Annotated in this window: 25 protein-coding genes; 2 read left to right on the top strand and 23 right to left on the bottom strand. The window is 52.5% G+C overall.

Features of this window, described 5'->3' with window-relative positions:
- Window positions 1–766 precede the first annotated feature (766 nt).
- The 21 genes from ACN0IC_RS09905 to ACN0IC_RS09805 all read right to left on the bottom strand — a co-directional run bounded on the left by ACN0IC_RS09905 (window position 767) and on the right by ACN0IC_RS09805 (window position 22208).
- Window positions 767–1399, bottom strand: coding sequence for a hypothetical protein (locus ACN0IC_RS09905; protein ID WP_416878621.1), 633 nt, complete (start codon window positions 1397–1399; stop codon window positions 767–769).
- A gap of 154 nt (window positions 1400–1553) precedes the next feature.
- Entirely contained in the window at window positions 1554–3755 is a 2202-nt protein-coding gene (gene pnp / locus ACN0IC_RS09900) for a polyribonucleotide nucleotidyltransferase (protein WP_416878620.1), read from the bottom strand.
- Window positions 3756–3921: 166 nt separating this feature from the next.
- Window positions 3922–4191 (bottom strand): 30S ribosomal protein S15, encoded by a 270-nt coding sequence (gene rpsO, locus ACN0IC_RS09895; protein ID WP_416878619.1) that lies wholly within the window; start codon window positions 4189–4191, stop codon window positions 3922–3924.
- Between the two features lie 18 nt (window positions 4192–4209).
- Entirely contained in the window at window positions 4210–5115 is a 906-nt protein-coding gene (gene truB, locus ACN0IC_RS09890; RefSeq protein ID WP_416878618.1) for a tRNA pseudouridine(55) synthase TruB, read from the bottom strand.
- Between the two features lie 63 nt (window positions 5116–5178).
- On the bottom strand, window positions 5179–5733 hold the full coding sequence (locus tag ACN0IC_RS09885; protein ID WP_416878617.1) for a hypothetical protein: 555 nt from the start codon (window positions 5731–5733) through the stop codon (window positions 5179–5181).
- Window positions 5734–5838: 105 nt separating this feature from the next.
- Complete coding sequence (gene rbfA / locus ACN0IC_RS09880) at window positions 5839–6216, bottom strand: 30S ribosome-binding factor RbfA (protein WP_416878616.1); 378 nt, start codon at window positions 6214–6216, stop codon at window positions 5839–5841.
- On the bottom strand, window positions 6213–6533 hold the full coding sequence (locus ACN0IC_RS09875) for a type II toxin-antitoxin system RelE/ParE family toxin (RefSeq protein ID WP_416878615.1): 321 nt from the start codon (window positions 6531–6533) through the stop codon (window positions 6213–6215). Before ACN0IC_RS09875 ends, rbfA begins: the two co-directional genes overlap by 4 nt.
- The gene (locus ACN0IC_RS09870) at window positions 6523–6798 is read right to left on the bottom strand and encodes a type II toxin-antitoxin system ParD family antitoxin (protein WP_416878614.1); all 276 of its coding nucleotides are present in this window, start codon (window positions 6796–6798) and stop codon (window positions 6523–6525) included. Before ACN0IC_RS09870 ends, ACN0IC_RS09875 begins: the two co-directional genes overlap by 11 nt.
- A gap of 102 nt (window positions 6799–6900) precedes the next feature.
- Complete coding sequence (gene infB, locus ACN0IC_RS09865) at window positions 6901–9630, bottom strand: translation initiation factor IF-2 (protein WP_416878613.1); 2730 nt, start codon at window positions 9628–9630, stop codon at window positions 6901–6903.
- 137 nt (window positions 9631–9767) lie between these two features.
- On the bottom strand, window positions 9768–10460 hold the full coding sequence (locus ACN0IC_RS09860) for an RNA-binding protein (RefSeq protein ID WP_416878612.1): 693 nt from the start codon (window positions 10458–10460) through the stop codon (window positions 9768–9770).
- 24 nt (window positions 10461–10484) lie between these two features.
- Window positions 10485–12134: a transcription termination factor NusA gene (gene nusA, locus ACN0IC_RS09855; protein ID WP_416878611.1), complete on the bottom strand. Its 1650-nt coding sequence runs from the start codon at window positions 12132–12134 to the stop codon at window positions 10485–10487.
- Window positions 12134–12724: a ribosome maturation factor RimP gene (rimP, locus tag ACN0IC_RS09850; RefSeq protein ID WP_416878610.1), complete on the bottom strand. Its 591-nt coding sequence runs from the start codon at window positions 12722–12724 to the stop codon at window positions 12134–12136. Before rimP ends, nusA begins: the two co-directional genes overlap by 1 nt.
- A gap of 387 nt (window positions 12725–13111) precedes the next feature.
- Complete coding sequence (locus ACN0IC_RS09845) at window positions 13112–13819, bottom strand: hypothetical protein (RefSeq protein ID WP_416878609.1); 708 nt, start codon at window positions 13817–13819, stop codon at window positions 13112–13114.
- Between the two features lie 122 nt (window positions 13820–13941).
- A complete protein-coding gene (locus ACN0IC_RS09840) occupies window positions 13942–15303 on the bottom strand; it encodes a mechanosensitive ion channel domain-containing protein (protein WP_416878608.1) in 1362 nt (453 codons plus the stop codon).
- A 103-nt stretch (window positions 15304–15406) separates the two neighbouring features.
- A complete protein-coding gene (locus ACN0IC_RS09835; protein WP_416878607.1) occupies window positions 15407–16807 on the bottom strand; it encodes an amidohydrolase family protein in 1401 nt (466 codons plus the stop codon).
- Window positions 16808–16886: 79 nt separating this feature from the next.
- On the bottom strand, window positions 16887–17561 hold the full coding sequence (gene trmB / locus ACN0IC_RS09830) for a tRNA (guanosine(46)-N7)-methyltransferase TrmB (RefSeq protein WP_416878606.1): 675 nt from the start codon (window positions 17559–17561) through the stop codon (window positions 16887–16889).
- 78 nt (window positions 17562–17639) lie between these two features.
- Window positions 17640–18074, bottom strand: coding sequence for a helix-turn-helix domain-containing protein (locus tag ACN0IC_RS09825; RefSeq protein WP_416878605.1), 435 nt, complete (start codon window positions 18072–18074; stop codon window positions 17640–17642).
- 62 nt (window positions 18075–18136) lie between these two features.
- Window positions 18137–19792 carry an apolipoprotein N-acyltransferase gene (lnt, locus tag ACN0IC_RS09820; RefSeq protein WP_416878604.1) on the bottom strand — a complete coding sequence of 552 codons (1656 nt, stop codon included), beginning with the start codon at window positions 19790–19792 and terminating at the stop codon, window positions 18137–18139.
- Between the two features lie 26 nt (window positions 19793–19818).
- Window positions 19819–20733: a hemolysin family protein gene (locus ACN0IC_RS09815; protein ID WP_416878603.1), complete on the bottom strand. Its 915-nt coding sequence runs from the start codon at window positions 20731–20733 to the stop codon at window positions 19819–19821.
- A gap of 6 nt (window positions 20734–20739) precedes the next feature.
- Window positions 20740–21201: an rRNA maturation RNase YbeY gene (gene ybeY / locus ACN0IC_RS09810; RefSeq protein WP_416878602.1), complete on the bottom strand. Its 462-nt coding sequence runs from the start codon at window positions 21199–21201 to the stop codon at window positions 20740–20742.
- Window positions 21202–21236: 35 nt separating this feature from the next.
- A complete protein-coding gene (locus ACN0IC_RS09805) occupies window positions 21237–22208 on the bottom strand; it encodes a PhoH family protein (protein ID WP_416878601.1) in 972 nt (323 codons plus the stop codon).
- 121 nt (window positions 22209–22329) lie between these two features.
- Here ACN0IC_RS09805 and ACN0IC_RS09800 point away from each other — a divergent pair, with 121 nt between their 5' ends.
- Entirely contained in the window at window positions 22330–22878 is a 549-nt protein-coding gene (locus tag ACN0IC_RS09800) for a hypothetical protein (protein ID WP_416878600.1), read from the top strand.
- Between the two features lie 32 nt (window positions 22879–22910).
- A complete protein-coding gene (locus ACN0IC_RS09795) occupies window positions 22911–23111 on the top strand; it encodes a hypothetical protein (RefSeq protein ID WP_416878599.1) in 201 nt (66 codons plus the stop codon).
- Window positions 23112–23128: 17 nt separating this feature from the next.
- On the opposite strand, the gene ACN0IC_RS09790 is transcribed toward ACN0IC_RS09795, so the two are convergent.
- Together ACN0IC_RS09790 and miaB are read right to left on the bottom strand one after the other, a co-directional pair.
- The gene (locus ACN0IC_RS09790) at window positions 23129–24586 is read right to left on the bottom strand and encodes a mechanosensitive ion channel family protein (protein ID WP_416878598.1); all 1458 of its coding nucleotides are present in this window, start codon (window positions 24584–24586) and stop codon (window positions 23129–23131) included.
- A gap of 57 nt (window positions 24587–24643) precedes the next feature.
- Window positions 24644–26056, bottom strand: a complete 1413-nt coding sequence (gene miaB / locus ACN0IC_RS09785; protein WP_416878597.1) for a tRNA (N6-isopentenyl adenosine(37)-C2)-methylthiotransferase MiaB — start codon at window positions 26054–26056, stop codon at window positions 24644–24646.
- Window positions 26057–26123: the final 67 nt, after the last annotated feature.

Raw genomic sequence — 26123 nt, 5'->3', positions numbered from 1 at the left:
CCTCGCTGTCCCCTGAACCAGAACCTGACGCGTTCCTGTCCGTGTTCAGAAGAACATCTTAAATATAGCCCCAAAACGCAAAGTACGGATCTATTTCTTCAATTTCTTATAAGATACTGAAAGGATTGAGGTTTTTGGAAAAATAAATGCGGATTAATCCTCCCCCGTTCACGGGGGAGGTGGGCGCGAAGCGGTCGGAGGGGGGAGCCGCAAATAACAAAAAGCAGCGTATTACGCTCCCCCCATCCCCTCGCATTCGCGAGGTCATTCGCGTCACGACATTTCATGTCGCTTTGGCTCAAACCCCGTGAACGGAGGAAGGGGGGACCCTCGCCTTACACACCCGTCATTCCCCGCCCCCGAGCGGGGAATCCATGCGGTACTTTTTCTACCTTTGAGCATTTGCAATAACGTACACTGTTGGAAAGAATGCCTTCGCTAATACTCCACTCAACGCAACCCTCACCGCATGGATTACCCGATCAAGTCGGGTAATGACGGGGGCTAGAAAGGAATCTTGACTGGCTAGACATTATGGCCTGCCCCATTGCCCTTTAGAGTGCGCAGAGCGCTTAAATTGGACCTCGCCCTTTGGCGGGGTGAGCGGGCTAGAGGGATAAAACGCCTCCCTTTCACGTCGAATGATTATCAATTATTTTCAGGCTCAAACCCATAAACAGGGCAGGAAAGATGAATTAGAGGAGTGTGTAATTTTCGGCAGGATACCCTCCTGTAAAACAACTTAATTGTGATAAAGCTGAACCGACTAACTTTCTAATTCTTTCGTTGAATTTAAGAATTTCTTCTCTCGTTCCATAAAGAAAGCTGGTTTGGTAAGAGGTCTGGAAATTGCCTTTTTGAATTCTGCTAGAGAGAAAAGTTCATCTGGTGTGCTGAGGTGTGCTGGTCCGCTTGTATTATTTGTAACTTCGACTTTGTTGTACCCTTTCGCGACTGGGTTGCTGAAGGAAAAGCTCTCATGGACGTGAACAGCCAAATTATAAGTATCCCCATCAACCATATATAAATAAAAATTTGGTTTTGAATCGGGTTCATATTGCGGGTCATAATACTCTTTTACGCCCTGACCCAATACGCGTTCTAACTCCGAAATGAACTCTTTAAACCCGACAACCATGTGCGCGTTAGGTGGGCCTCCACGAACATCATCAGTTTGTTCAGGTGACGCGATATGAACATATATCGGGACGGTAGCTTTCCCCATTAAGGGATATGTGCCTATTCGAGATTCATACTCTTGGAGAAGATTGCTGTAATATTTTAGATGTTTGAGACGTAATATGTCGGCGTCTTGCTGAAATTCATCCGCAGCGGCGGAGCAAACAATCAACAAAATCGTTAGAGGAATTAGAAAATAAAATCGAATTGATCTAAACAAGGTAGGCCCTCCACATGAAACTGTTTAGATAAAACATAACTCAAAAACGTTCAGCGGTTACCAAGTAATAGCGTTTCCAATAATTTAATTTAGAAACAAAAAAGCCCGACCAATTGGCCGGGCTTTCTTATTTGTCAAAGATTAATCCGAAGGATTAATCTTCCTTCTTCTTACGTGGGCGACGGCTGCGCTTTGGCTTATCGTCGTTTTTACTATCATTGTCGTCGGAATTGTCGTTTTCATCACGCGCGATTTCTTCGCCGGAGTCCTGATCGACATATTTCATGGACAGACGCACTTTCCCGCGGTCATCAAAGCCCATGAGTTTGACATAGACTTCCTGGCCTTCTTTCAGGAAATCGGACGGGTGGTTCACGCGCTCAGGTTTGATCTGAGACACATGGACGAGGCCGTCTTTCGGGCCGAAGAAGTTTACGAAGGCGCCGAAATCGACGACTTTCACGACTTTACCTTTGTAGATCTTGCCGGCTTCCGGTTCTGCGGTCAGGCCTGTGATCCACTCTTTGGCGGCGTCGATAGACTTCTGATCGTTGGAGGCGATTTTGATCGTGCCGTCATCTTCGACAGAGACGCGGGCGCCTGTTGTGTCGACGATTTCGCGGATGACCTTGCCGCCTGTACCGATGACGTCGCGGATTTTATCAACCGGGATTTTCATCGTTTCGATACGCGGCGCAAATTCACCGACATCTTCGCGGGATTCCGTCAGAGCTTTGTTCATTTCGCCCAGAATATGGAGACGACCCGCATGGGCTTGTTCCAGAGCTGTCGTCATGATCTCTTCTGAAATACCGGCGATTTTGATATCCATCTGGAGGGATGTGATACCTTCGGAAGTTCCGGCCACTTTAAAGTCCATATCGCCGAGGTGATCTTCGTCGCCGAGGATATCGGAAAGAACCGCAATGCCGGCGTCATCTTTGATGAGGCCCATCGCGATACCGGAGACAGGGCGCTTGATCGGCACGCCTGCATCCATCAGCGCCAGAGAACAACCGCAAACGGTCGCCATAGAGGACGAGCCGTTGGATTCCATGATCTCTGAAACCAGACGCATCGTGTAAGGGAAGTCTTCCGGCGTTGGCAGCACGGCCTGAAGCGCGCGCCAGGCGAGCTTACCATGACCATGTTCACGACGGGAGGTGCCGCCCATACGGCCGGCTTCGCCGACAGAATAGGGCGGGAAGTTATAGTGAAGCAGGAATTTGTTTTTGATTGTGCCGGTCAGCTGATCGACAAATTGCTCGTCATCGGACGTGCCGAGTGTGGCGACGCAAAGCGCCTGTGTCTCGCCGCGTGTAAACAGGGCAGAACCATGTGTCCGGGGCAAAGGGCCGGCTTCGGCGACAATCGGGCGAACTTCGTCCAGTTTACGGCCATCAATACGCTTTTTCGTTTTGATGACAGTGCCGCGAACTGTGGCGGATTCGATGGATTTGAACGCATCAGAGAACACGTTTTCGGCCATGCCGTCCGGATTGTCATCCGACTGACCCAGCTCGGCCCAGGCGGCTGCGCGGGCATCGCGAAGCGCGTCCTGACGCTCCATCTTGTCTGTCAGCTTGTAAGCGGCCTTGATGCCTTTTTCAGCGGCCTTTTTGACGGCGGCCTTTTCGGAAGAAATATCCGCCGGGACAAAATCCCAGGCCGGTTTGCCGGCTTTCTTGACCAGTTTTTCAATGGCTTCGATCACGTCTTCGCAGGATTCATGCGCGAACATAACGGCGCCGAGCATTTGCTCTTCGGTCAGCTCTTTAGCTTCGGATTCAACCATCATGACGGCGTCTTTTGTGCCGGCGACGACGAGGTCGAGCTCTGACTCAGTCATTTCGTCAAGCGTTGGGTTGAGGACGTAATCGCCGTCAATCAAACCGACGCGGGACGCCGCGATCGGGCCCTGAAACGGGATGCCTGAGAGAGACAAGGCCGCAGAGGCGGCGATCATGCCGATGATGTCCGGCTCGTTTTCAAGATCATGTTGCAGAACCGTGATGACGACCTGAACTTCGTTCTTGAAGCCTTTTGGGAAAAGCGGACGGATTGGGCGGTCTGTCAGACGCGCAATCAGGGTTTCGCGCTCGGTCGGGCGACCTTCGCGTTTGAAATATCCGCCCGGAACTTTACCGGCGGCATAGAATTTTTCCATATAGTTGACGGTCAGCGGGAAAAAGCTTTGACCGGGTTTTTCGGATTTTGCGGCGCAGACTGTCGCCAAAAGGACAGTTTCGCCGTAAGTGGCGAGAACCGCGCCATCGGCTTGGCGGGCCATGCCGCCGGTTTCGAGTTTGAGAGGGCGTCCGGCCCAATCCATTTCTACAGTGTGTTTATCAAACATATCGTACAGTTTCTTTCTTCTACGTACATATCAGGGCCGTCTTTGACCCTGTTTTATAGCGCCTTATTGCGCTTTCGAATTGACGCCATTTGCGCCGTTTTTTGCATCACCATGATGCGGAAAAGGCTGCCGAGGGGGCAGCCTTTAAAGTCTTAGAGGGACGGGCCTAGCGGCGCAGACCCAGTTTTTCGATGAGCGACTTGTAACGGCCTTCATCTTTTTTCTTCAAATAATCCAGAAGACGGCGACGCAAAGTCACCATGGACAACAACCCGCGGCGGGAATGGTTGTCTTTCTTATTGGTTTTGAAATGTTCGGTCAGATTGGCAATCCGTTCTGTCAGGATTGCGATTTGGACTTCGGGGGAGCCTGTATCACCGGGTTTGGTGGCATGCTCTGAAATAAGCGCAGCTTTGCGCTCTGGGGTAATCGACATCGTGTTCTCCGTTTTAAACTACAAATTAAAAACACGTTTGGGCCAGTATCGGCCATCGCGCATTTCACACAGGGCCACTTCCCGCTTGCCTTCCATAGCCAGAACCCAGTCAGATGACGGGGAAATGTCGGAAGGGTTGGGGTCGATGGCCCGACCGTGTCGCAAGTCATTTGCGTCCTGATCCGCTACGGCCAGCACCGGGATGTCGTCCAGCGCGGTCGAGAGGGGATACAAAGCCTCACTCACGGCGCCCCTATCGCAGGTTTGCTCCAGCTCGGCAAGCGTTATTGACTGTTGCAGGGTAAACGGGCCGACGCGGGTGCGTCGGAGGGCGGTCACATGTCCGCAAGTGCCGAGCGCGGCCGCGAGATCCCGCGCCAGAGACCGGATATAGGTGCCTTTGCCGCAATCTACAGCAAAACTCGCCGCGTCGTTCGAGGCGGCGAGAAGGCGGACATCCTCCACGCGCACGGGGCGGGGTTTAATCTCGACCTCTTCTCCGGCCCGCGCCAGATCATAGGCGCGCTTGCCGTCAATTTTGATGGCGGAAAACTTTGGCGGGACTTGCTCTATATCCCCGATGAATTGCGGGAGCGCGGCCAGTATCTCAGCTTCCGCCGGCCGATTGTCAGAGGTTTCGGTAATCTCCCCTTCCGCGTCCTGCGTCATTGTATTTGCGCCCCAGCTCAGCTCGAATTCATAAGACTTCGCCGCGTCTATCATGAAAGGCACGGTTTTGGTCGCCTCGCCCAAGGCTATAGGGAGAATGCCGGACGCCAGAGGATCAAGCGTGCCGGCATGGCCCGCCTTCTGCGCCTGAAAGAGCCAGCGCACTTTCCCCACGGCAGACGTGCTGCCGAGGCCATAAGGTTTGTCGAGCACTACCCAACCATGAACAGGATTGCCTTTGCGTTTACGGGCCATAAAATTACATCGCAATAAAAAAGGCCTCTGAAAAGAGGCCTTTAAGTTTGAATATTATCAAAATTAATTTGCTAATTTGTCGAAATCAGGATGAGTAATTGCATCATTGATAAGTTGTTGAACAGTCGGCGTAAAAGCATCAACTACATTTTGACAGGCGCTTAAAGCAGAAAAACTGGATTTAAACTCATAGCGTGTAGTAACTTCATAACCTGTAGGGTACTGATCAGATGAAAGCTTGAGAGCGACGTCCCATTTGCCAGTTCCCCATGAATCTGCTTCAAATTTTGTTAGAACACCGGAAATTTTATTCTTGGCATCATTGCTATATATATCAGCTTGAAACATTTCGGTTCTGAATGCCTCTTCGATAAATTCTACAGGTGTTTTTCCTGATGCCACATCAATCGCCCCCATTGCGCGACAAGTTAATTCTGTATCAACGTCAGAAGCAGCAGAAAAATTATTGAGACCAATTTTATTTCCACTTGCACCAACGGTGTCTTTCATCATCACAATATTATTAGTGGACGGAGTATAAGGCCGTGAAGATGTTGTTTCACAACCTGTAGCAACAAGTGCGCTGAGCGTGATTGTCGCCAAAACTAATTTTTTCATTGAACATTTCCCTTCTTACTTGTTCTTCACAACTTATAGGTGCCTTATTTGTGGGAGCAAGAGCGTTTTCAAAAATTTCGGAAGAACGCCCTTTCTGGTGTTTTACTAATCCAAATCCTGTTTCACTTTCGGTTGATCCAAAAGTTTCTGGATTTCTTCGGCATTGTCAAAGCTTTCATCCGGAACGAATTTCAGGCGCGGCGTGGCTTTCATTTCCATTTCATGGCCCAACCGTCCGCGCAGGAACGATCCGGCGCGGGTGAGGGCTTCGGCGGTCTTTTCGGCGTTTCCGCCGCCCAAAGGCGCGCAAAAAACGAGGGCGTGTTTGAGGTCAGGTGAGGCCCGGACTTCGGAAATGGTCACGCTGACGCCTTTGAGGTCGGGGTCGCGCAGAGTTTCCTTGTTCAGGATATCGGCAAGCGCGCGGCGAATTAATTCTCCGGCTTTGAGTTGGCGCTGGGACGGGGGTTTGGGGTTGCTCATTTCGGGGCCTTCGTGTTTTGTCGCGAGGCGAGAATTTCCTGTGAATTTGCTCTGGCATGAATGATGGCATTCACCAGGATTTCTGTCTCGGTAACTTCGTAATATATAATGTGCATCCCTGACCGAAGAGCCCGCGTGTCGGGATCCAAGTCAGGAAAAGGAATTTTTCCAATTTCGGGAAAGCTTTGAATTATTTTAGCCGTTTCATCAATCGACTTTAGATATAAATCCGTTCGGGCTTCTCCAAACCGGATATCGCCTTCGAACGCGATATTTTCAAGATCGAACTGGGCTTGATACGAGTATTTAAGCTGCACCTTTCTGCCTCGAGGCTAAGACGGATTTGGCCTTTTTTCTGCCTCTGGCGACAATCTCATTGAAACTTGCCTCGGAATAGCCGCTGTCCCGGCCCGCTTGAATCTTAGTTAGTATAGCTTCTTTATGGCGCTCCGCTTCCATATAATGCTGAACGACAGTGCGGAGGACTTCGCTGTCTGAAGCAAATTTTCCAGACGCGACTTTGGATTTCACCCAAGCGTCATTTTCTTCGCTCAAACTAATGGTTTTTCTAACCATACCCATAAGAGTCGCCTTTCATACTATTGGTGCAGTGTAGCAGAAACACGCAAAAAGAAAAGCCCTCCGGCAAGGGAGGGCTTTAATGTTCAAATCTTAGAGTGGCGGCTATTCCAGGTCGCGTTCAATCATTTCGACTGTGAAACACTCGATCTGGTCGCCTTTGCGAAGGTCATGATAACCTTCAAAGCCCATGCCGCATTCCATACCGGCCTGAACTTTCGGTACTTCGTCCTTGAAACGCTTCAGAGTCGAAAGCTCGCCCTCGTGGATGACAACGTCATCGCGCAGCAAGCGCACGCCGGACCCACGTTCCACGCGGCCTTCAGTGACTTTACACCCGGCGACTTTACCGAGCTTGGAGATGTTGAAGACCTCAAGAACTTCGGCGTAACCGATAAAGGTTTCGCGGCGTTCCGGTTTCAGCATACCGGAGAGCGCGCCCTTAATTTCTTCGAGCAGATCGTAAATGATGGAATAATAACGAATTTCCACGCCTTCGCGTTCTGCCAGATCCTTGGCCTGACGGTTGGCCCGAACGTTAAAGGCAATAATCGGCGCACCCGATGTCATCGCCAACTGTACGTCGGATTCGGAGATACCGCCCGCAGACGCATAGACCACACGGGCCATGACTTCTTCATTGCCCATAGATTCCAGAGAGGTCTTGATCGCCTCGGCAGAGCCCTGAACATCGGCTTTCACCAGAAGCGGCATTTCAGACACTTCATTATTGTTCAGTTTCGCCATCATTTGTTCCATGGAGGCCATGGCAGACGGTCCGGCGGCGGCTTTATCCTTGGCCAGCTGTTTCCGGTAATTCGTCAGCTCCCGGGCGCGAGGCTCGGATTCGACGACCGCGAAAGGCTCGCCCGGTTGCGGGGCGCCGTCCAGACCCATGACTTCGACAGGAGTCGAAGGCCCGGCCTGTTTCAGCTTTTTATTCCGCTCATCACTGAGGGCTTTGACCTTGCCCCAATATTCGCCGGCCACAACAATCTGGCCACGTTTCAGTGTGCCGCGTTTGACCAAAAGCGTCGAGACAGCGCCGCGACCCTTTTCAATTTTGGATTCAATGACCAGGCCGTCTGCATTGCGCTTAGGGTTGGCTTTCAATTCCATCAATTCTGCCTGAATCGTAATGGCTTCGGCCAGGTCTTCCAGACCGGTTTTCTTCAGCGCAGAGACCTGAACCGCCTGGGTTTCCCCTGACATGCTTTCGGTAATCACATTATGCTGCAACAAATCCGTTTCGACCTTTTTGGCGTCCGCTTCATAGGCGTCCATTTTGTTAATGGCGACAATGATCGGCTTCTCTGCGGCCTGCGCGTATTTAATGGATTCAATCGTTTGCGGCATGATGCCGTCATCGGCGGCAACCACAAGAACGACGATGTCCACGGCTTCCGCGCCGCGAGTCCTCATTTCGGAAAAGGCCGCGTGACCCGGTGTATCCAGAACCGTAATGGCTTCACCTGATTTAAGTTTCAGCTGATAAGCCCCGATATGCTGGGTAATCCCGCCGGCTTCGCCTGCGGCGACATCCGTAGACCGCAACGCATCGAGCAGAGAGGTCTTGCCGTGGTCAACGTGACCCATAACAGCAATCACTGGCGCTCTTGGCTTGCGATCCGCTTCATCGGACGGCGTATCATCAATAATGAAGTTCTCTTCAACATCAGAATCGGCAACCCGTTTGACGGTATGACCGAAATCCTCAACGATAAGCTGAGCCGTATCGGCGTCAATCATGTCGTTGATTTTCATCATCTGACCTTGTTGCATCAAATATTTGACAACATCGGCGCCGCGCTCGGCCATACGATTGGCCAGATCGGCAATGGAAATGACTTCCGGAATCGTGACTTCGCGCTGAACTTTCTCGCGTTGTCCGCCGCCGCCTTTCTGACGCTGCTTCTCGCGCTCGCGCGCACGTTTCATGGAGGCCAGAGAGCGTTGACGCTCATCATCACCGGACAGGGCAGACACAATAGTCAATTTTCCGCGACGTCGTTTTTGCTCACCTTTGGAACGGGCAGGAGGCGGCGCATTGCCGCGTTTTTTCTTGACGCGGCCGCCGGCTTTTTCCAGCTCGGTCATGTTTTCTTCGGATTTGTCCCGATTCAGCGGGGAGCCAACAGGTTTACGCGCATTCCGGGCCTCGGCCTCTTTCTGGCGACGCTCTTCCTCTTCTTCTTCCATGCGGCGAAGTTCAGCCTGTTCAGCTTCGCGCCTCTTCCGCTCAAGCGATTCCTGCTCTTCGCGCATACGCTTCTGCCGCTCTTCTTCTTCGGCTTGGCGGCGGGCCTGACGTTCGGATTGTTCAGCTTGCGCTTTTTGCAGCGCGGCCTGGCGGCGTTTATATTCGGCCACAGAGACGCCCATGGCGCGGGCCGCGGCGTTTACATCCACAGGTTTGGGCGGAGGCGGGGCCACGGCGGGCTTGAGCTTCGGCGCCGGCTCTTTGGGTTCGGGCGCTTTGGCTTTTTCCGTCTTTTTGGCAATTGGGGTCTCGTCCCGCTCGACTTTATTCGATTTGGGACGGGGAATAGGCTTCGGACGTTCGATATTCGGAACCGCTGGCTTTGTCTCAGCCGGCTTTTTCGCGCCTTCTGCGTCCGCTTCCTTGTTTACCGTCGGCACGTTGGGCTTTATTTTTGGCCCGGCATTGGACGCGCCCGGCTTTTTCGCGCCAGGTTTGACCAGAATCTTTTTCTTCTTTTCGACGACAACGGCAGAGGTGCGACCCCGTGTCGGCCCGCGTCCGCCCTTATTGAGCGTGAGCGGTCGTCTTGCAGGTTTTTTATCCGCCGGTTTATTATCAGATGTATCGTTCATCAGTATCTTTCTGTTGAAGGGGACGGTCATAACTCCGCTGCCTTCGGATGGGTCCGGTTTTTCCGGCCTTTTTTAGAGCGCGTAACCTAACGCCCGCACTCGCAAATTCAACACTCAAAAGCGGCTTTTGGGCCGCTTTATTCTTCTTTTGGTTTCACTTCATGGGCATAATCGGCCCAATCGGTCGGAACCAGCGCGACAAAACCCGAAAGTCTGTGCGCTTCTTCTCTCAGGCGCCGGCTTAATTTGCCCCGCCCAAGACCCGCATGAACCAGTTTATCTCGGCCCATTATATCGCCCAATTCATGCGCTGTAAAACAGCCAATGACAGGCGGGTCCTTTCGTTCCAGTTCGCGGGCCACAGCGCGCGACAGAGTCCGGATTTTCCCGCGTCCGTCAGCGGCGCCGTCCTGCGCCTCTATTCTCAGGCCGAGACTTCCGTCGCGGGCCAAGGCAATCACCTGATCAAACCCCAGAGCGATCCGGCCCGATTTCTTGGCCATGGACAGCAATCCGAGAACGGATCTCTTTAACCCATCTTCGACCAGCCCGACCAAATCGTCCGGCACAGTGACTTTGGATTTAAAGCCGCGAGGGAATGCTCCTGATTTAATCGCCTTTTCGAGATTTTCAAGATCAGCGCTGACCCAAACCCCTCGTCCGGGCAATTTCCCGGTGATATCCGGCACGACTTTATTTTCAGGGTCGCGGACAAAACGGATCATATCCGCCGGGTCGCGCACCTCATTTCGCGCAAGGCATTTACGTTCGCGCGATTTATGGCCCCGACGATCGGGGCCAAATTCTTCGATTTCTTCTTCGGGCGTCATCTATCTGGCCCCCGGTCTCGCGCGTTACGCGCTCTCGAAAAGGTTTTCGGCGGTGATGACAGGATTACCTTCTTCATCAAGCTCGACGTCATCCTCTTCTTCGAGAGCAGAGGCTTCGATCCAGCCGGCCTGAACGCGCGCTTGCATGATGAGGTTTGTCGCCTCTTCATTGGTCAGGCCCATATGCTCAATCATGCCGTCTTCGTGAACGCGCTCGCCGTCTTTATATTCGGTATAACCGTTCAGATCATCCGGAACGAGGCCCGCCACATCTTCGACAGTCTTGATGTCGTTCTGACCGAAAATAACGGCCATAGGCAATGTGACGCCTTCGATTTCCAGAACTTCATCTTCCACGCCGGCTTCGATACGGGCCGCGTCTTGTTCGGCGGCGATCTTGTCGAGATATTCGCGGGCGCGTGTCTGAAGCTCCTCAGCCGTTTCTTCGTCAAACCCGTCAATAGAGGTCAGATCATCCAGCGCGACATAGCCGACCTCTTCCATGGTCTCGAACCCTTCGGAGACAAGAAGCTGCGCGACCATTTCGTCGACATCGAGACCGTTGATGAACAGTTCGGAGCGTTCCTGGAATTCTTTCTGGCGGCGTTCGGATTCCTGCGCTTCGGTCAGGATGTCCAAGGCCCAGCCGGACAGTTGTGAGGCCAGGCGGACATTTTGACCGCGGCGGCCAATGGCCAGAGACAATTGCTCTTCGGGCACAACGACTTCGATACGGCCGTCAGCTTCGTCGATAACCACTTTCGTGACTTCGGCGGGCTGAAGCGCGTTGACGATGAAGGTCCCCATATCTTCTGTGTAAGGAATGATGTCGATACGTTCGCCTTGCAGCTCGTTGACAACGGCCTGAACGCGGGAGCCGCGCATACCGACGCAGGCGCCGACCGGATCGATGGAGCTGTCAGAGGAGTAAACCGCGATTTTCGCGCGGGAGCCCGGGTCGCGGGCGACAGAGACGATTTGAATAACGCCTTCGTAAACTTCCGGAACCTCCTGAGCGAAAAGCTGCGCCATGAATTGCGGATGGGCGCGGGAGAGGAAGATCTGTGACCCGCGGGGCTCTTCCCGGACGTCCATGATATAGGCGCGGATGCGGTCGCCGCCTTTGACGTTTTCACGCGGCAGGGCCTGATCGCGGCGGATAACACCTTCGGCGCGGCCCAGATCGACAATGATGTGACCATATTCGACGCGCTTGACGATGCCGTTGATGATTTCGCCGACGCGGTCTTTAAACTCGGCATATTGACGGGCGCGCTCGGCGTCGCGGATTTTACCCATGATAATCTGTTTGGACATTTGCGCCTGAACCCGGCCAAATTCCAGCGGCGGAAGCTCTGTCGTAATCAAGTCGCCGACCTCGGCGTCAGGATTATCCAGCTGCGCCGTGGAAAGCGGCGTCTGTATGCTTTCATTTTCGATTTCCGTCTCGTCATCGACAATTGTGATGACGCGGCGCAAGGTCTGCTCGCCCGTATTCGGGTCCAGCTTGGCGCGGATGTCCAGCTCGGCGCCATAGCGCAGGCGCGCGGCTTTTTGGATCGCCTCTTCAATGGCTTCCAGAACGATGGATTGATCAATGGATTTCTCGTCTGCGACCGCTTTGGCAATCTGCAAGAGTTCGAGTTTGTTAGCGGCAATTCCATTTGTGGACATTACGCGTCTCCGTCTGAAGGGTTGGTAGTATTAGTTTTGGCGGCGGCCACTTCGGCGACCTCTTGGGCGGCCTTTTTCGTGGCCTCTTTGGCCTTTTGCCCGGCTTCGATCAGCTCGTCCGTGATCATCAGCTTGGCTTCGCTTATCCACTCAAAGGGAAGAGAGGCCGTAAAGTCCTCTTCGCCTTCGAGATTGATATCGACATGGCCGTCTTCGACGCCGGCTAGAATGCCGCGAAAGCGTTTGCGGCCCTCGACCAGTCGGTCAAGCTCCAGCTTGGCTTTATAGCCTTCATAGGTCGTGAAATCTTCAAGGTCGGTCAAAGGCCGGTCCAGTCCCGGAGAGCTGACTTCGAGGACGTAAGCATCCGAAATCGGATCTTCGACTTCCATCACGGCGGACAGCTCGCGCGACAAGGCCTCGCAATTTTCGACCGCCATCTGATTGTCGGACACACGCTCGGCCATGACCTGAACCGTCTTGCGCTTGCCCGCCATGACGCGGATGCGCACAATACGAAGGCCGAGATCTTCGGCGATTGGTTCAGCCAAGGCCAGAACCCGTTCATCCATATGCGTTTTGGTTTTCATAGTCGCTCATATTTGTGCGCCGCCAGGCGCAAGTCTATCGAGCCAATGTGACAGGATAATGCCGTTTCAAGGCATAAAAAAAACGGCCCCTCGGGGCCGCCTGTTCCGCATCCTGTGCAGCTGGCGTCTTTTTGTTGAGCAATATGTAGGCGAAGTGAGGGCAGTTGGCAAGAGGGGATGTGAGAGAATGCCTCTATCAAGTAATCTTTCTAACCTAAATACGTTAGGAATTAACAATATCCACAGTGACCTAATATAGCCCTTTTATTTTTTTGGATTGCGTCATTAAAATTGACTTTTTGGCACATACTTCACACATATTTGCTTATCTATCTACCCCGATGTACTAATATACAAGATAGCATTCAATAGTATCAGGAGTATGCTTTAATTTCTTCCAAATACCCATTTAGGGTCAGAATAAACCTTTTTAACATGCCAGAACATCCGCTCCCGCGAAAAAACATCAAGAGCTCTCCGGCCAGTAACCACTGAACATGCAAAAACTGGACATTTTAAGCTATTGGAATGCAATCGAAATGTGCCTATCTTTTCATCAAAATTCTTAGAATATTTTTTAAAGAATATTTTAGAGGCCTTAGCGTTCCAGATGATAATCATTTTAGGGTCTGAAGCTCTCAATGCCTCGTCGAAAACACCCAAGCATTCATTTTTAAACTTTGGCTGCGTTTCGTATAATTCAACCAAATTTTTTTGTTTGGTTTCTCTGTAAGGAAATAAATCTAGATGGCACCAACTCGGAGAACCGAGCTTCTGAACCAGGTCATGATGTTGTTTAAAAAACGGATAATTTTTCAGGAAATGTTGCCGGGTAAAGGTTTCTCGCTCAACCGAATAAGCGTCTCGGTTCCTCCATTGATAATAATCTCTGGGCTCTTCACTCCATTCATTAGACTGAAACCATTTTCTGATTGCGCCTTCATTGAATGAAGGGTTCATTCCGACGAAGACTATATCTCTTTTTTTAACGTCCTCAAAATATAATGGAGTCAAAAGATTTTCAGAATATTTAGTAAGGTCTTCCCAAATTCTGTCGAGTTTGTCATTTAGCTTTTGGGTTTTAGATACACTCATAATTATGCAGTCTTAAAATTCATATTTCCTATATAATACCATAAATTTAATCGCGTATAAATTGTAAAGTTGATCTTACGTCAAAACCCGTAACTCAACGCAATCACGCCCCACTGTGCCATTTATTCCTTGGGTTTGTTTTCGTCGAGCAAATCATCTTCTCCGGTCTGTTCGCGTTCTTCGGCGACCTTTTCTTCTAAATGCGTGTCTTTGGACACATCCAGAAGAGGCGCCTTGGCGCCTGCCGCCGGGGATTTGGGCGTTTTCTCGGAGAGGGAAGCCGATTTGGGACCCTTTTTGGGGGAAGATGATAATTTGTCAGCCGCGCCTTTCAAATCGTCGTCAAAGCGTAAGCGGTAAATCGGCTCCGGCATAGTGAAGCCGTTTTCATCCAGTGTATTGATAACCGATCGAATGGCATAGCTTCGGGCTTTGCCGAAATCCGTCACCGTTTGATCGACCCATCCGGTAAAGCGGATGACGATATTGGAATCGCCGATTGTTTCAATGATGGCGCCGGGCAGGGGATCCGCCAGAACAAAGTCATGTCGTTTCATCGCCTCCAACCCGGTTTGCATGGCAGAGACAGGATCGTCCGCGCCGTCCACGCCGACATCAAATTCAAAACGCCGCTCCGGATTGGTGGTATAATTCAGGATCGTGCCCTTGAAGACGGTCGAGTTGGGAATGCGAAGGTGATTGCCTTCCAATGTCATCAGGATTGTCGCGCGGGAGGTGAGCCGCACAACAATGCCCTCCAGATCGTTAATGACGACATGGTCCTGCGCCCGGAACGGCTGGCGAAGGCTGAGCATAATAGAGGAAATATAATTTTCCAGACTGTCGCGAACGGCAAAGCCAATGGCGATGCCGATGACCCCGGCCCCGCCCAGAATAGTTGCAATAAGGCTCGACGCGCCAATCAGATTAAGCGCGATAATCGCGCCGATAGCCCAAAAGGCAAGCCGGACAATCTGCGCCACGATTTCTGCCAGAAAAGGATTAGGGGAGACGCGCTGCCATAGCGATTTACGGCGGGCCAGCCAACCCCCAAACAGGCCAAAGGCGATAAAGACGACCAAAGACAGAAGAATGAGCGGAAGAGCGCGGTAGACATTTCGCAAATCGTCCTGAAAGCCTTGCAGCACAGGGGCGACATTTCCGCGGACGTCAAGCGTTCGGTTTATATTGTCCTCGACGGTGACAACCCCGTCTGTCCGGCTGGCAATATCCAGAGCGTCCCGCGCCGCCGTTTCATTGGCAACATCGCCTGACAGGCTGACAACGCCGGCGCTGACATCGACCTCCACCTCTTCCGTGCCGGCAACTTTTTCAAAAATAGAAGAGAGACGTTGTTCGATCTTCTGATCTGACTGAGCCGTGTCTTCCGCGTCAATCGTCGCTTGAGGTTCAGGCGTGTCTTGCGCGTAAACCGAAGTCTGGATCGAAAAAAAGAAGCAGAGAAAAAGAAATAAAAAACGCATGAGTCCGCTCACAAGCTAAGTCGTCAGAAGGTCTTCGTGAGACGGAAATGCCTTTCGAGCAAGCAAAACCTGTCGGACCGCCCCGTTTCTATTTGAAATTTTTCTAATTGAAATTTTCTTCAACAGGCTGACCTTCTTTTTTATATATAATTCCGTCTTTCATCACAAAATCAACGTCTTGGAAAAGCGCCGGATATTTTAAGGCGTCCCCGTCAATGGCAATAACATCGGCATAACGGCCGGGCCGGATTGTGCCCCATTTCTGTTCCACTCCCATCATTTTCGAGGGCCAGTAAGTTGCGGCCTGAATTGTTTCCATAATCGGAACGCCCATAATGCGGGTCCAGACATCAATTTCGTTCCATGTGGACTGGCAATGAAATTTAAGGGGAATGCCGCTATCCGTTCCGATAAGAAGAACAACCCCGGCATCGCGCAATTGATGGAACTTTCGTTTCAATGTGGGTTTGCGCTTTGGCGTAAGCTGAAAATAATCCAGTCGGTTAGGGTGCTGTATAGAGGCTTTAATGTCTTCAATCGTGTCCTGTTTTAACCCTCTATGCCAGCAATCGCTGTCAACCTCTTCCGGATTGTCCCTTGTATCTTCAAAATTCCAAAGACCTTCAACTGTCGGTGTCCAGTAGAGCGGACCGCCGGCAATTCGTCCCTTTGCCGTGCGTTCTTTCAGAGCCTTCATAATGTCTTCGGGATATTCAGGGGCTGTGGTCAGGCCTGTATGTTCAAAATTGTCAATTCCAACCTCCAGGCCGATACGGATTTCATCCGGCTTATGAGAATGGCCGACCACTTTCAGACCCTGTTTGTGGGCCTCCTCGACAACGGCGACGACCTTGGCCCGGCTCATCACATCCTGATCAATCAGCTTGATCACATCGACGCCGGCTTCGGCCAGGCGCCTGACTTTCCGGCTTCCGTCTTCGGGACTGTCTACGCCCCATCTGAATGCTTCTGTGCCGGGATAGGCTTCATCCTGAATGAAGGGGCCAGACACGAACAAGCGCGGTCCGGCGATTTCGCCGGATGTGATCCGGGATTTGACAGAAATGCTATCCTCCAGAGGCGCGCCGAGATCCCGGGCCGTCGTGACACCGGCAAGCAAAAGCTGTTCTGCCGAGGCAGGCATGATTTCGTCAGACAGGCGATCAATATAGGTTTTGTCCCAGTGGGCGTAATCACTATGTCCGTTGAGCATGAGGTGGGCGTGCATTTCCCACAGGCCCGGCATGACGGTCATGGCTTCGGTGGAAATGACTTCATATCCTTCGGGGATCGGAACCGAATCCTGCGTTCCGATCTCTGTAATCATATTGCCGTCAATCAAAATGACGCTGTCATAAATCGGTGACCCGCCCAGACCGTCAACCAGAGTGCCTCCGACAAGCGCCTTTTTTTGCGTGAAGACCTTGTCCTGGGCCTGCACAGCAAGGGGAAGGAAAAGACTGGCAAGGGCCAGAAGGCTGCTTAAAATAATAGATTTAATCATGATCCATTCCCTTTTTGAGAAATACAGCATGAGTATTCGGTCGACGCCAGCCCCTAATCAGGGAAATCGATAATAAATTCTATTTTTTGACGAAGCGGAAGTAATGACACTCCCGGCCTTCGCGTTTGGCTTTGGCTTCATATCGTGTGGGGCACCAGTCATGGGGCGGGACGCGCCAATCACTTGACCGGCGCGCGGGCCAGTCAAAGCCTCCCATTTTATGGAGGCGGGTCAGCGTCCAATCGACATAATGGATAATATCGCTGGCAAAGCGCAGTTCTGCGCCGGGTTTCAACACGCGGTGGAGGCTGTCGAGAAAGTCTTCATTTATCAGCCGCCGTTTGTGATGCCGGGTTTTCGTCCAGGGGTCCGGAAACAGGACAAAGGCTCTGTCGAGGGAATTCTCATTTAAATCATTCAGAACCGTGCGGACATCGCCCTGATAGAGGCGAACATTTTCTAGATTATTCTCCTCAATATGTTTCACCGCTTTGGCTACGCCGTTCAGAAACGGTTCCGCGCCCAGAATATCGACATCCGGATTTAGTTTGGCTTGATGGGCGAGATGCTCCCCGCCGCCAAAGCCAACTTCCAGCCAGAGCGGGCGGGTTCTGTCTTGGGCGCCGTCTTTTTCGCTATCCCAGCGGACTTTAGGATAAATCCGGTCCATTATTTCCTGTTGGGTGGGTGTCAGCGCCCGCCCCTTGGTGCGCCCAAAGGTACGGAACTGTTCCGTCTCGCGATTATAAGTCATGGCCGCGCCCATAGCGAAACGCTTTCGGGAAAACCAGAGGCTTGTTCAGACGAGATTGTGATAAACCTTCTGGCTTATCTATTCATCCTCGTCATCATCTGAGCTGGCCTTCGCCATCGCGCGGGCAAGCTCTAACAGCTGACGCCGGACGGCTTTGGATTTTATCTGGCTGACCGCCTTGGCCAGGGACACGCCGTCCGTACTATTGATGAAGTCGTACACAATCGGCATCTGGTCATCCTCGGCAAATTGCCCGGATTTATAATTATCGGAAAGCCCGTCAAAAAAGAAACTGATCGGCACATCCAGAACCTGCGAAATTTTCCAGAGACGGCTGGCCCCTACCCGATTGGAGCCGCGTTCATATTTCTGAACCTGCTGGAATGTGACGCCAAGTTTATCCCCCAATTTCTCCTGGCTCATTTTTAGAATCTGTCGACGTAATCTAACGCGAGTGCCAACATGCACATCCACCGGATTGGCGGCGCGCGGCGCGTGTTTCGGATCTTTCACGATAATTGGTTCCCTTGAAAGTTCGGTGCCTGTGGTGCCCCCACCAGTTTCGGGTCGAACGATTAAATAATAGCGGTCCTGTCCCTCGACCGCCCGTAGAGCCCACATAATAGGGAAATTGCTATAATTATCAAGAAAATGAGCCAGATCACCCCCTTCGAACTTAGTTGAAATTTCAAAGGTTTAGGCAGGGCTGTATCAATATGGGACGATTTATTCTGGTCGGTTTGAGCGACAATCCGCCCGTAAGGGTCAATGACGGCGCTGACGCCGTTAGAGGCGGCGCGCACAATGGGCAGGCCTTCTTCTATGGCGCGGTAGCGCGCAATATTGGCGTGTTGCTTGGGGCCCCAGCTCTGTCCGAACCAGGCATCATTGGATTGGTTGAGAATGAACTTGGCTTTGGCGTCGTTCCCAGGACGCGGCGTCAGGCCCGGAAAGATTATTTCATAGCATATCTGCGGGCTACCCAGCGGGAGGCCGGGATATTGGGTGAGGGTTTTCTCGCGCGCTGGAGAAATGGACATGAGCGTACTGGAAATAACCGGGACGTTTCGGCTCTCCATCCATTTTCCAAGAGGTATGAATTCCCCAAACGGAACCAATCTTTTCTTATCATTATATCCGGCGAAAGACGGATTTCCCTGGGCGTCAAATGTTATCGCAACGGAACTGTTGTAAAAATCATCAATAGGGCGGCTTGGCGTGGAGTTCGGATTAATCTCTCGACGCAGCGAATTCAGAATCCAGACGGGTAGATCGCCGTCAAGGCGCATGGCGAGGCTCTCGCCCATATAATTCAGAAAAGGTCCGTTCTCTATGGCCAGACCATTTATCGCGCCTTCGGGCCAGATAATGTGCGTGACCTCGCTCAAGCGGGTTTGATCAGGATTCTCTATGTCGTCCCGCAAACTTTCCGCGATAAAGGCCTCGACAATCTGATTGCTTCTCTGGTCGTCAAATCGTTCCGACTGGGTGAAGGGAACAGACACGATTCTGAGCGTGACATCGTCCTGAAAGGTGACCTCCGCGCTGGACAATCGTAGATATCCAAGCCCGTAAAGTCCGCCGAGACCCACTACAAATATGAGTGCGGGCGCTATCTTTCTGGAAGAGAAAATGGCCGTCGCCAAGGCCGCGCTGACAGCGAGAACGAAAAGAGACTGGCCGTAAATCGTCCACAGCGCCGCGCCTTGGGAAAAGGCGCCGCCTGCCGGGAAAATATAACCCGGCATATTCCACGGAAAGCCGCCGAATAAATGCCCGCGCACATATTCGGCCAGTATAAAGAACCCGACAAAGGCGAGCTGCGCCCATCCGGGCCTGAACCGGCCTTTGCCCATCGCCAGACCTGCCAACCCCCAGATAGAGGAGAGCAAGGCGGCAAGCCCGAAAACCAAGGGGATAATGGCCGGAATAAAGGCTGGCCCTCTGGCAATAAAGGCTTCGCTAATCCAGAATGTACCGATCCCGAAATAACCTATCCCGAACCAGAAAGCCGCGCCGAAACCGGCCCAGCCCGGCCGGGCCGATGTGGACGCCCATTGCAGCCGCATGAATAAAAGCCCGAACCCGATGAGAGCCAGGGGCCAGAAATGCAGGGGCGCCTGCCCTAAAACGGAGAGTCCGCCAAGGGCGAAGCTGACAAATCGACCAGACCATCCGGAGGTTTTTAAGAAAAACGGCGGGTTCGGATGGGGGGCGGCTCTGTCACTCATATAAAGATCGCTTTGGGAAAATTAAATTAAGTCACGGGCAGAATGGGAGCGGAGCTATCCTCGACCGGATCTGAATCGTCTTCGCGCGTATCCGTAATCCGAAGGCTTTTGACCCGCCGGGGGTCGGCATCGGTAATTTCAAATTCCAGACCGTCGGCATGTTTGATAATCTCGCCGCGCTCCGGCACGCGCCCGGCCATGGTAAAGACAAGGCCGCCTAATGTGTCGACATCTTCTTCTTCGTCCGGCGTGGCAAATTCGCGCCCCAGCTTCTCTTCGAAATTATCGATGGAAATCCGCGCATCTGCTTCCCACACAATCTTGCCGTTCTGGCCGGCAATGCGCTGAACTTGCGGTTCCAGCTCATCATGTTCGTCATCGATATCGCCGACAATCGGCTCGATCAGATCCTCAATCGTCACGAGACCATCGGTTCCGCCATATTCGTCGACCACAATCGCCATGTGAGAGCGCCGCGCCTGCATACGCCGCAGGAGATCCTGCGCGAGCATGGATGGCGGCACAAACAGAACCGGGCGGCGAATATACTGAATGATTTTCTTGTTCGGATAAGTCTTGCCCGAACGCCCCTTGGCGTTGAGCATCAGATAAGGGAGAACGTCCTTTATATGAACCATGCCGACAGGGTCATCGAGAGATTCTTTATAGACCGGAAGGCGGGAATGTCCGGCGTCTTTCAAAGCCTGGGACAGTTCTGTTAAAGTGGCGCCGTTTTCAACGGCGACGATATTGGCGCGGGGCACCATGACATCATCAACCCGGAGCAGGTGAAACCGCTCCGCCGCACTCATCATCAATTCCTGGTGTTGGGCCGATCGTCCCGAAGGACTGTCTCCGTCTTCGGAATCCGGCGTATCCTCCGGCGCTGACCGCCCGAAAAGGCGTGTCAAAAGTCCGGGTTCAGAGGGTGCGTCACTCATAATATTTTAAAATTCGTCAGTTTTGTAGGGATTGTCAATTGCCAAAGCGCTTAAAGCCCGGATTTCAAGAGCTTCCATAATTTGGGCGTCGTCATCATTTTCGTGATCATAGCCCTGAAGGTGTAAAAATCCGTGAATCAAAAGATGCGTCAGATGGTCCTCAAAAGAGATAGCTTTCTCATGGGCTTCCCTCTGCACGGTTTCGATCGCCAAAACAATATCGCCAAGCAGTGGGGTTGGTTCCGCGACCGGAAAAGACAGGACATTGGTCGGTTTATCCTTTTTCCGGTAATCCCGATTTAAAGCCTGCACTAGCTCATCATTTGACAGGGCGACGGATAATTCCCCGACGCGCGGCACGGTAAGGACGTTCCAGACAGCGGTAATCGCCTTTTGCACCAACAGGTCGCAGTCCGGCCAGTCGCCGGCCTGGCGGGAGACATCTATTTCAAACGGAATGGGGGTCATGAACTTTATTATTTCAGACAAGGCCGATCAGAATGCTACGCCTTGCGTTTTGTCTCACTAGACTTGGAGTCCTTTTCATAAGCATTGACGATTTTACCCACCAGAGGATGGCGCACCACATCGCTGGCCAGAAATTCAATCTGACTGATACCTTTGATGTCACCCAGAATGGTCAAAGCATGAGCCAGACCGGAGGTTTGATTATAAGGCAGATCGGATTGGCTCGGGTCGCCCGTGACCGCATATTTGGCCCGTTCGCCCAAACGCGTCAGCACCATCTTCATTTGCGGAATGGTCGCGTTCTGCGCTTCGTCAATGACGACAAAAGCATCAGACAGCGTCCGTCCGCGCATGAAAGCGAGCGGCGCGACCTCGATATCTCCGGCGGCTTTACGGCGATCCACCTCGTCGCGTCCCAGAACCATATGAAGCGCGTCCCAGATCGGCTGCATATAGGGATCCACTTTTTCGTTCAGATCGCCCGGAAGAAAGCCGAGGCGTTCGCCTGCTTCAACAGCAGGGCGGCAGGCAATAAACCGCGCAACTTCGCCGCGTGCCAGGAGCGACGCCCCATAAGCCGTAGCGAGAAATGTCTTCCCCGTACCGGCCGGTCCGACGCCAAAGATAATCGTGTCATCGCGCAAGGCGTTGATGAATTTTTCCTGACGGGGCGTTTTCGGAATAATGGGAGAGCGCCGCGGAAACGGGATAATGGCTTCGACGCTGGCGGCTTTAACCTTGCCCTTGCCCATGGCGCGGATAAGCGCGCGGATATCGGACGGACCGCAGGGCCAGCCGCGTTCCAGACGCTGATAGATTTCCTTGATAAGCTCTCCGGCCCGCGCCCGGCTGGGCGCGTCCCCGTTGATATGAACGTCCGTGCCCGGGGCCTCGAGATAGACGCCAAAGGCCTCTTCAATCAGCGCCAGATTGGCATGGTTCGGGCCGCAAAGCCGGCGCACAAGGTCAGCATCGCTGAATTCGAGAATTTCGGTTTGTTTCGACATAGTCCCTAGATAGGGGGGATGACTGCAAAAGGCGAGAGCGATTCTGTATTCGTTTTATGACGCGATTCACATCACCCGCAACATGATTGTCTCCTCTCAACTATCAAGCTAGTCTAGCACAATGAAAAAGTTATTCCCCATATTTGCCCTTGCGACTTTTGCAATTGTCGTTGTGTTAAGTTTCGTTCTCTTGAGAGATTTTGAAATCGATATTTCTGAGACGCAGATTCAAGATTCTATACAGGCGCAAATAGAGCGTGGCCCGATAGAGTCGCGCGGCGTCCTTCTGACAATCAATTCGGCAAGTGTGGATTTTCGGGAGAATAATACGGCTCTATTGAGCGTAGATTTTGAAGCCGAAGGGCTTAGTTATTCGGGGGGCGTCACCGGAAAGTTCGCTTCGGGACTTCGCTATGACTCTCCCAAAGTCTATCTTGCCGATCTGGAGCCAATTGAATTTGAAACGAATTTCGATTCAGCCACCCAGCAAAAGATTGATGACCTTACGAACATAGCAACAGATTTTTTAAACCGGCAGAAAGAGGAAGCTTCGAACGACGAGGTGAGAGACTCATTGAACCGAGTTTTGGGTGACGGCGAATCGAAACTTAAAGAAATGCCGTCTCTGCAACTTATGGGTTTTTTGAAACGGTTCCGATTTATGACCTGACCTCGGCGGGCTATAAAGGGTCTTTAGCCAGCTTGGCGTTGAAAGACGTTCGTTTTGAAGCCGACAGGGCGGTTGTCGTGCTCAGCCCAATTCAAGCCATTATCAAGATACTGATAGGCATCGGCGTAATCTTGCTGATAGGACTTTATTTTTGGGCGACCTATTTCGAGCTCATCGGCGCGCCTTGGAGGAAAAAGAAAGAAGCAAAAGCGGCGTCAGAGGAGAAGACTTAAGCTTCTCTGGTGGCGTTCTATTCTTTCGCTTTCTTTGCAGGTTTCTTCTTCTCGTCCTTTTTCGAACCCTCTGCCATGCGCACGGTCAGCTCGGCGGGTTGGCGGATATTGATATCGCGCTGCGGGAACGGAATTTCCAGATCATATTTGGCCAGTGCCGTATGTAGTTCCCAGTTATAATCGGCTTCGACGCGGGCGGGGCGTTTGACGGCTCCCTCTTTGAGCCAGACGACAAGCTCGAAATTCAGGCTGGAATCGCCAAATTCGATGAGCCAGACCTGAGGTTCATGACCTTTCGTGTCCATATCTGTCCATTCGACCGCCGCCGCGGCCTCGAGACCGGCTTTTCTCACAATGGTTTTGTCCACGCCATATGCCACGCCGAAGGGAACTCGCAAGCGACGCCGGGGGTCGCGGAGCGTCCAATTGATGACCTGGGCTTTGATGAACTCTTCGTTCGGGACAAGAATGTCGACAGAGTCATTCGTCGTGACGAGTGTGGAGCGAATGTTGATTTCACGCACCTGACCGCGGACGCCCGATTGCAATTCGATGAAGTCTCCGACCTTAATCGACTTTTCAAACAGGATGATGATGCCCGAGATGAAGTTGGAGAAGATCGACTGGAGTCCAAAACCGATACCAACACCAATGGCACTGGCCAGAACCGCAAAGGCGGTGATTGGTATTCCGACCGAGCCGAGCGCCACGATCACGGCCAATATCATCAGGCCGATCTTAGCGACTTGTCCCAAAAGCCCCGACATGGACGGGGTCAAACGGTCGGATGACTTTAACTGACTCTGCGCAGCGTCACCGGCAATGCGGCCAATCCAGAGAGCGCCAATGGCGAGGATGATACTTGTGATGACCTGTAGTACAGAAATGCGAGTTCCGCCAACGGAGAGCGCGGCGCTGTCCAGCGCGTTGGTGACAGGATCCAAAAGTTTAAGGATATAGAGCGCGGCAAGTCCCCAGGCCGTCAGAGCAATCAGGGTACGAAGCGGACCTTCCGCCATGTTCTTTGTCAGAAGGCGCACAATAATGGCGGCATTGGTCAGGCTGGCGACGATACGTAAAATATCATCCGGCAAACCAGCGGCGCCAAAGATTAGGACGGCGATCCAAAGGAAGACAACAATGCAAACCGGCCACATGACGCCGGCTAGAGCATTATAAATGCGGTAGATAATATCGGTGCTGTCGCGCTTATCCCGACGGGCTTCCAGACTCTTTTGCGGTCTGCGCGAGGCGATCCAGCCAAGGCAGATCGCGGCAATTACAGCAAGAATTTGCCAGATCGTGGACAGAGATAAAAGTTGATCCCATGTGTCTATCGCCCAATCCCGCAAATCGAAAAAGATTTCCTGCGGAGTTTGATTGGCCAGTTCCTCGCCGTTTTCGTCTGCGACTTGCGGCGGAGGGGGCGCGTCCTGCGTCTCGGTTTGTGGAGTGTCTTGGGATGTATCTTGCATGGAATTAGTTTTAAGGAACTAATTCCGGCGTGCAAGCCTCATTTATTCAAGTCTTTGCTAGGTGGCCAGTTCCCCGACCAGAGAATTGCGTCCCGCATCCGTAATTTTGACGTCCACGATCTGGCCGACCAGATCTTTGGGCCCGTCAAAATGCGTGCCTTGCAAATACGGGCTGCGGCCAAAGAGTTGATCATCCTTGCGGCCGACGCCTTCAACCAGAACCGACAAGGTCCGCCCGATAAGGGATTTGTTGAAATCCTGCTGCTGTTGATACAGCAGCGCCTGCAAGCGGACGAGGCGGTCCTGTTTTTCGTCTTCGGGAACCTGGCGCGGCAGGCCTGCGCCCGGCGTGCCGGGGCGGACGGAATATTTAAAGCTGAAAGAACTGCCATAGCCGATTTCTTCGACGCATTTCATGGTCTGCTGAAAATCGGTCTCGGTCTCGCCGGGAAAGCCGACAATAAAATCACCGGAGAGGGCAATGTCGGGTCGGGCGGCGCGGATTTTCGCAATTAATTCTTTGTACTCGGCATAAGTGTGGCCGCGATTCATGGCATGAAGAACCTTGTTCGAGCCGGCCTGAATCGGCAGATGCAGATAGGGCATCAGCTTGGGTTCATTCCCCAGAGTTTCAATGAGGTCATCATCCATATCGCGGGGGTGGGAGGTCGTGAAGCGGATGCGGTCAATTCCGCCGATGAGGGCGACATGACGAATTAACTGGCCCAGCGTCCACTCCTTACCGTCTTCGCCGATGCCGTTATAGGCATTCACATTCTGCCCGATAAGGGTGATTTCGCGAACGCCATGGGCGGCGAGCTGCCTCGCTTCGGCCACGACATGGGCGACAGAGCGGCTGACTTCGGCGCCGCGCGTATAGGGCACCACGCAGAACGTGCAGAATTTATCGCAGCCTTCCTGAATGGTCAGAAAGCTCGAAAACCCTTTGGGCTGGCGTAGTTCGGGCAGCTCGTCGAATTTTTCCAGCGTATCAAATTCGGTTTCCAGAACCTGCCCTGTGCCGCGATGCACCTTGGCAATCATTTCCGGGAGCTTGTGATAGGTTTGCGGGCCGAGCACCATATCGACGACCGGCGCGCGGGACATGATCTCTGCGCCTTCGGCCTGCGCGACGCAGCCCGCCACGGCGACTTTCATGTCCGGTTTGTTGGTTTCTTTATATTTTCGAATGCGGCCAAGCTCTGAATAGACTTTTTCTGCGGCCTTTTCGCGAATGTGGCAGGTATTGAGAATGACGAGGTCAGCGTGGTCCGGCGCGTCGGTCGGGGCGTAACCAATCGGCGCCAGCACATCGGCCATACGCTCGCTGTCATAGACATTCATCTGACAGCCATAGGTCTTGATGAAGACTTTTTTGGAATTTGCCTTGGTCACATCGGGCTTGGCCGCAATAATTGCGGGAGCGTCAATGTCACGGGGCGCGTTTTTTTCGCGGGGTGACGTCGTCATGATTATTCTCACTGATGTTTGGTGGTCGGCCTATAGGCGAGCCGCGGAGATTGAGCAAGCTTGCTCT

This window comes from Litorimonas sp. (assembly GCA_029936425.1).
Taxonomy (GTDB): domain Bacteria; phylum Pseudomonadota; class Alphaproteobacteria; order Caulobacterales; family Maricaulaceae; genus Litorimonas.
This window is presented reverse-complemented; position numbering and strand designations above follow the sequence as displayed.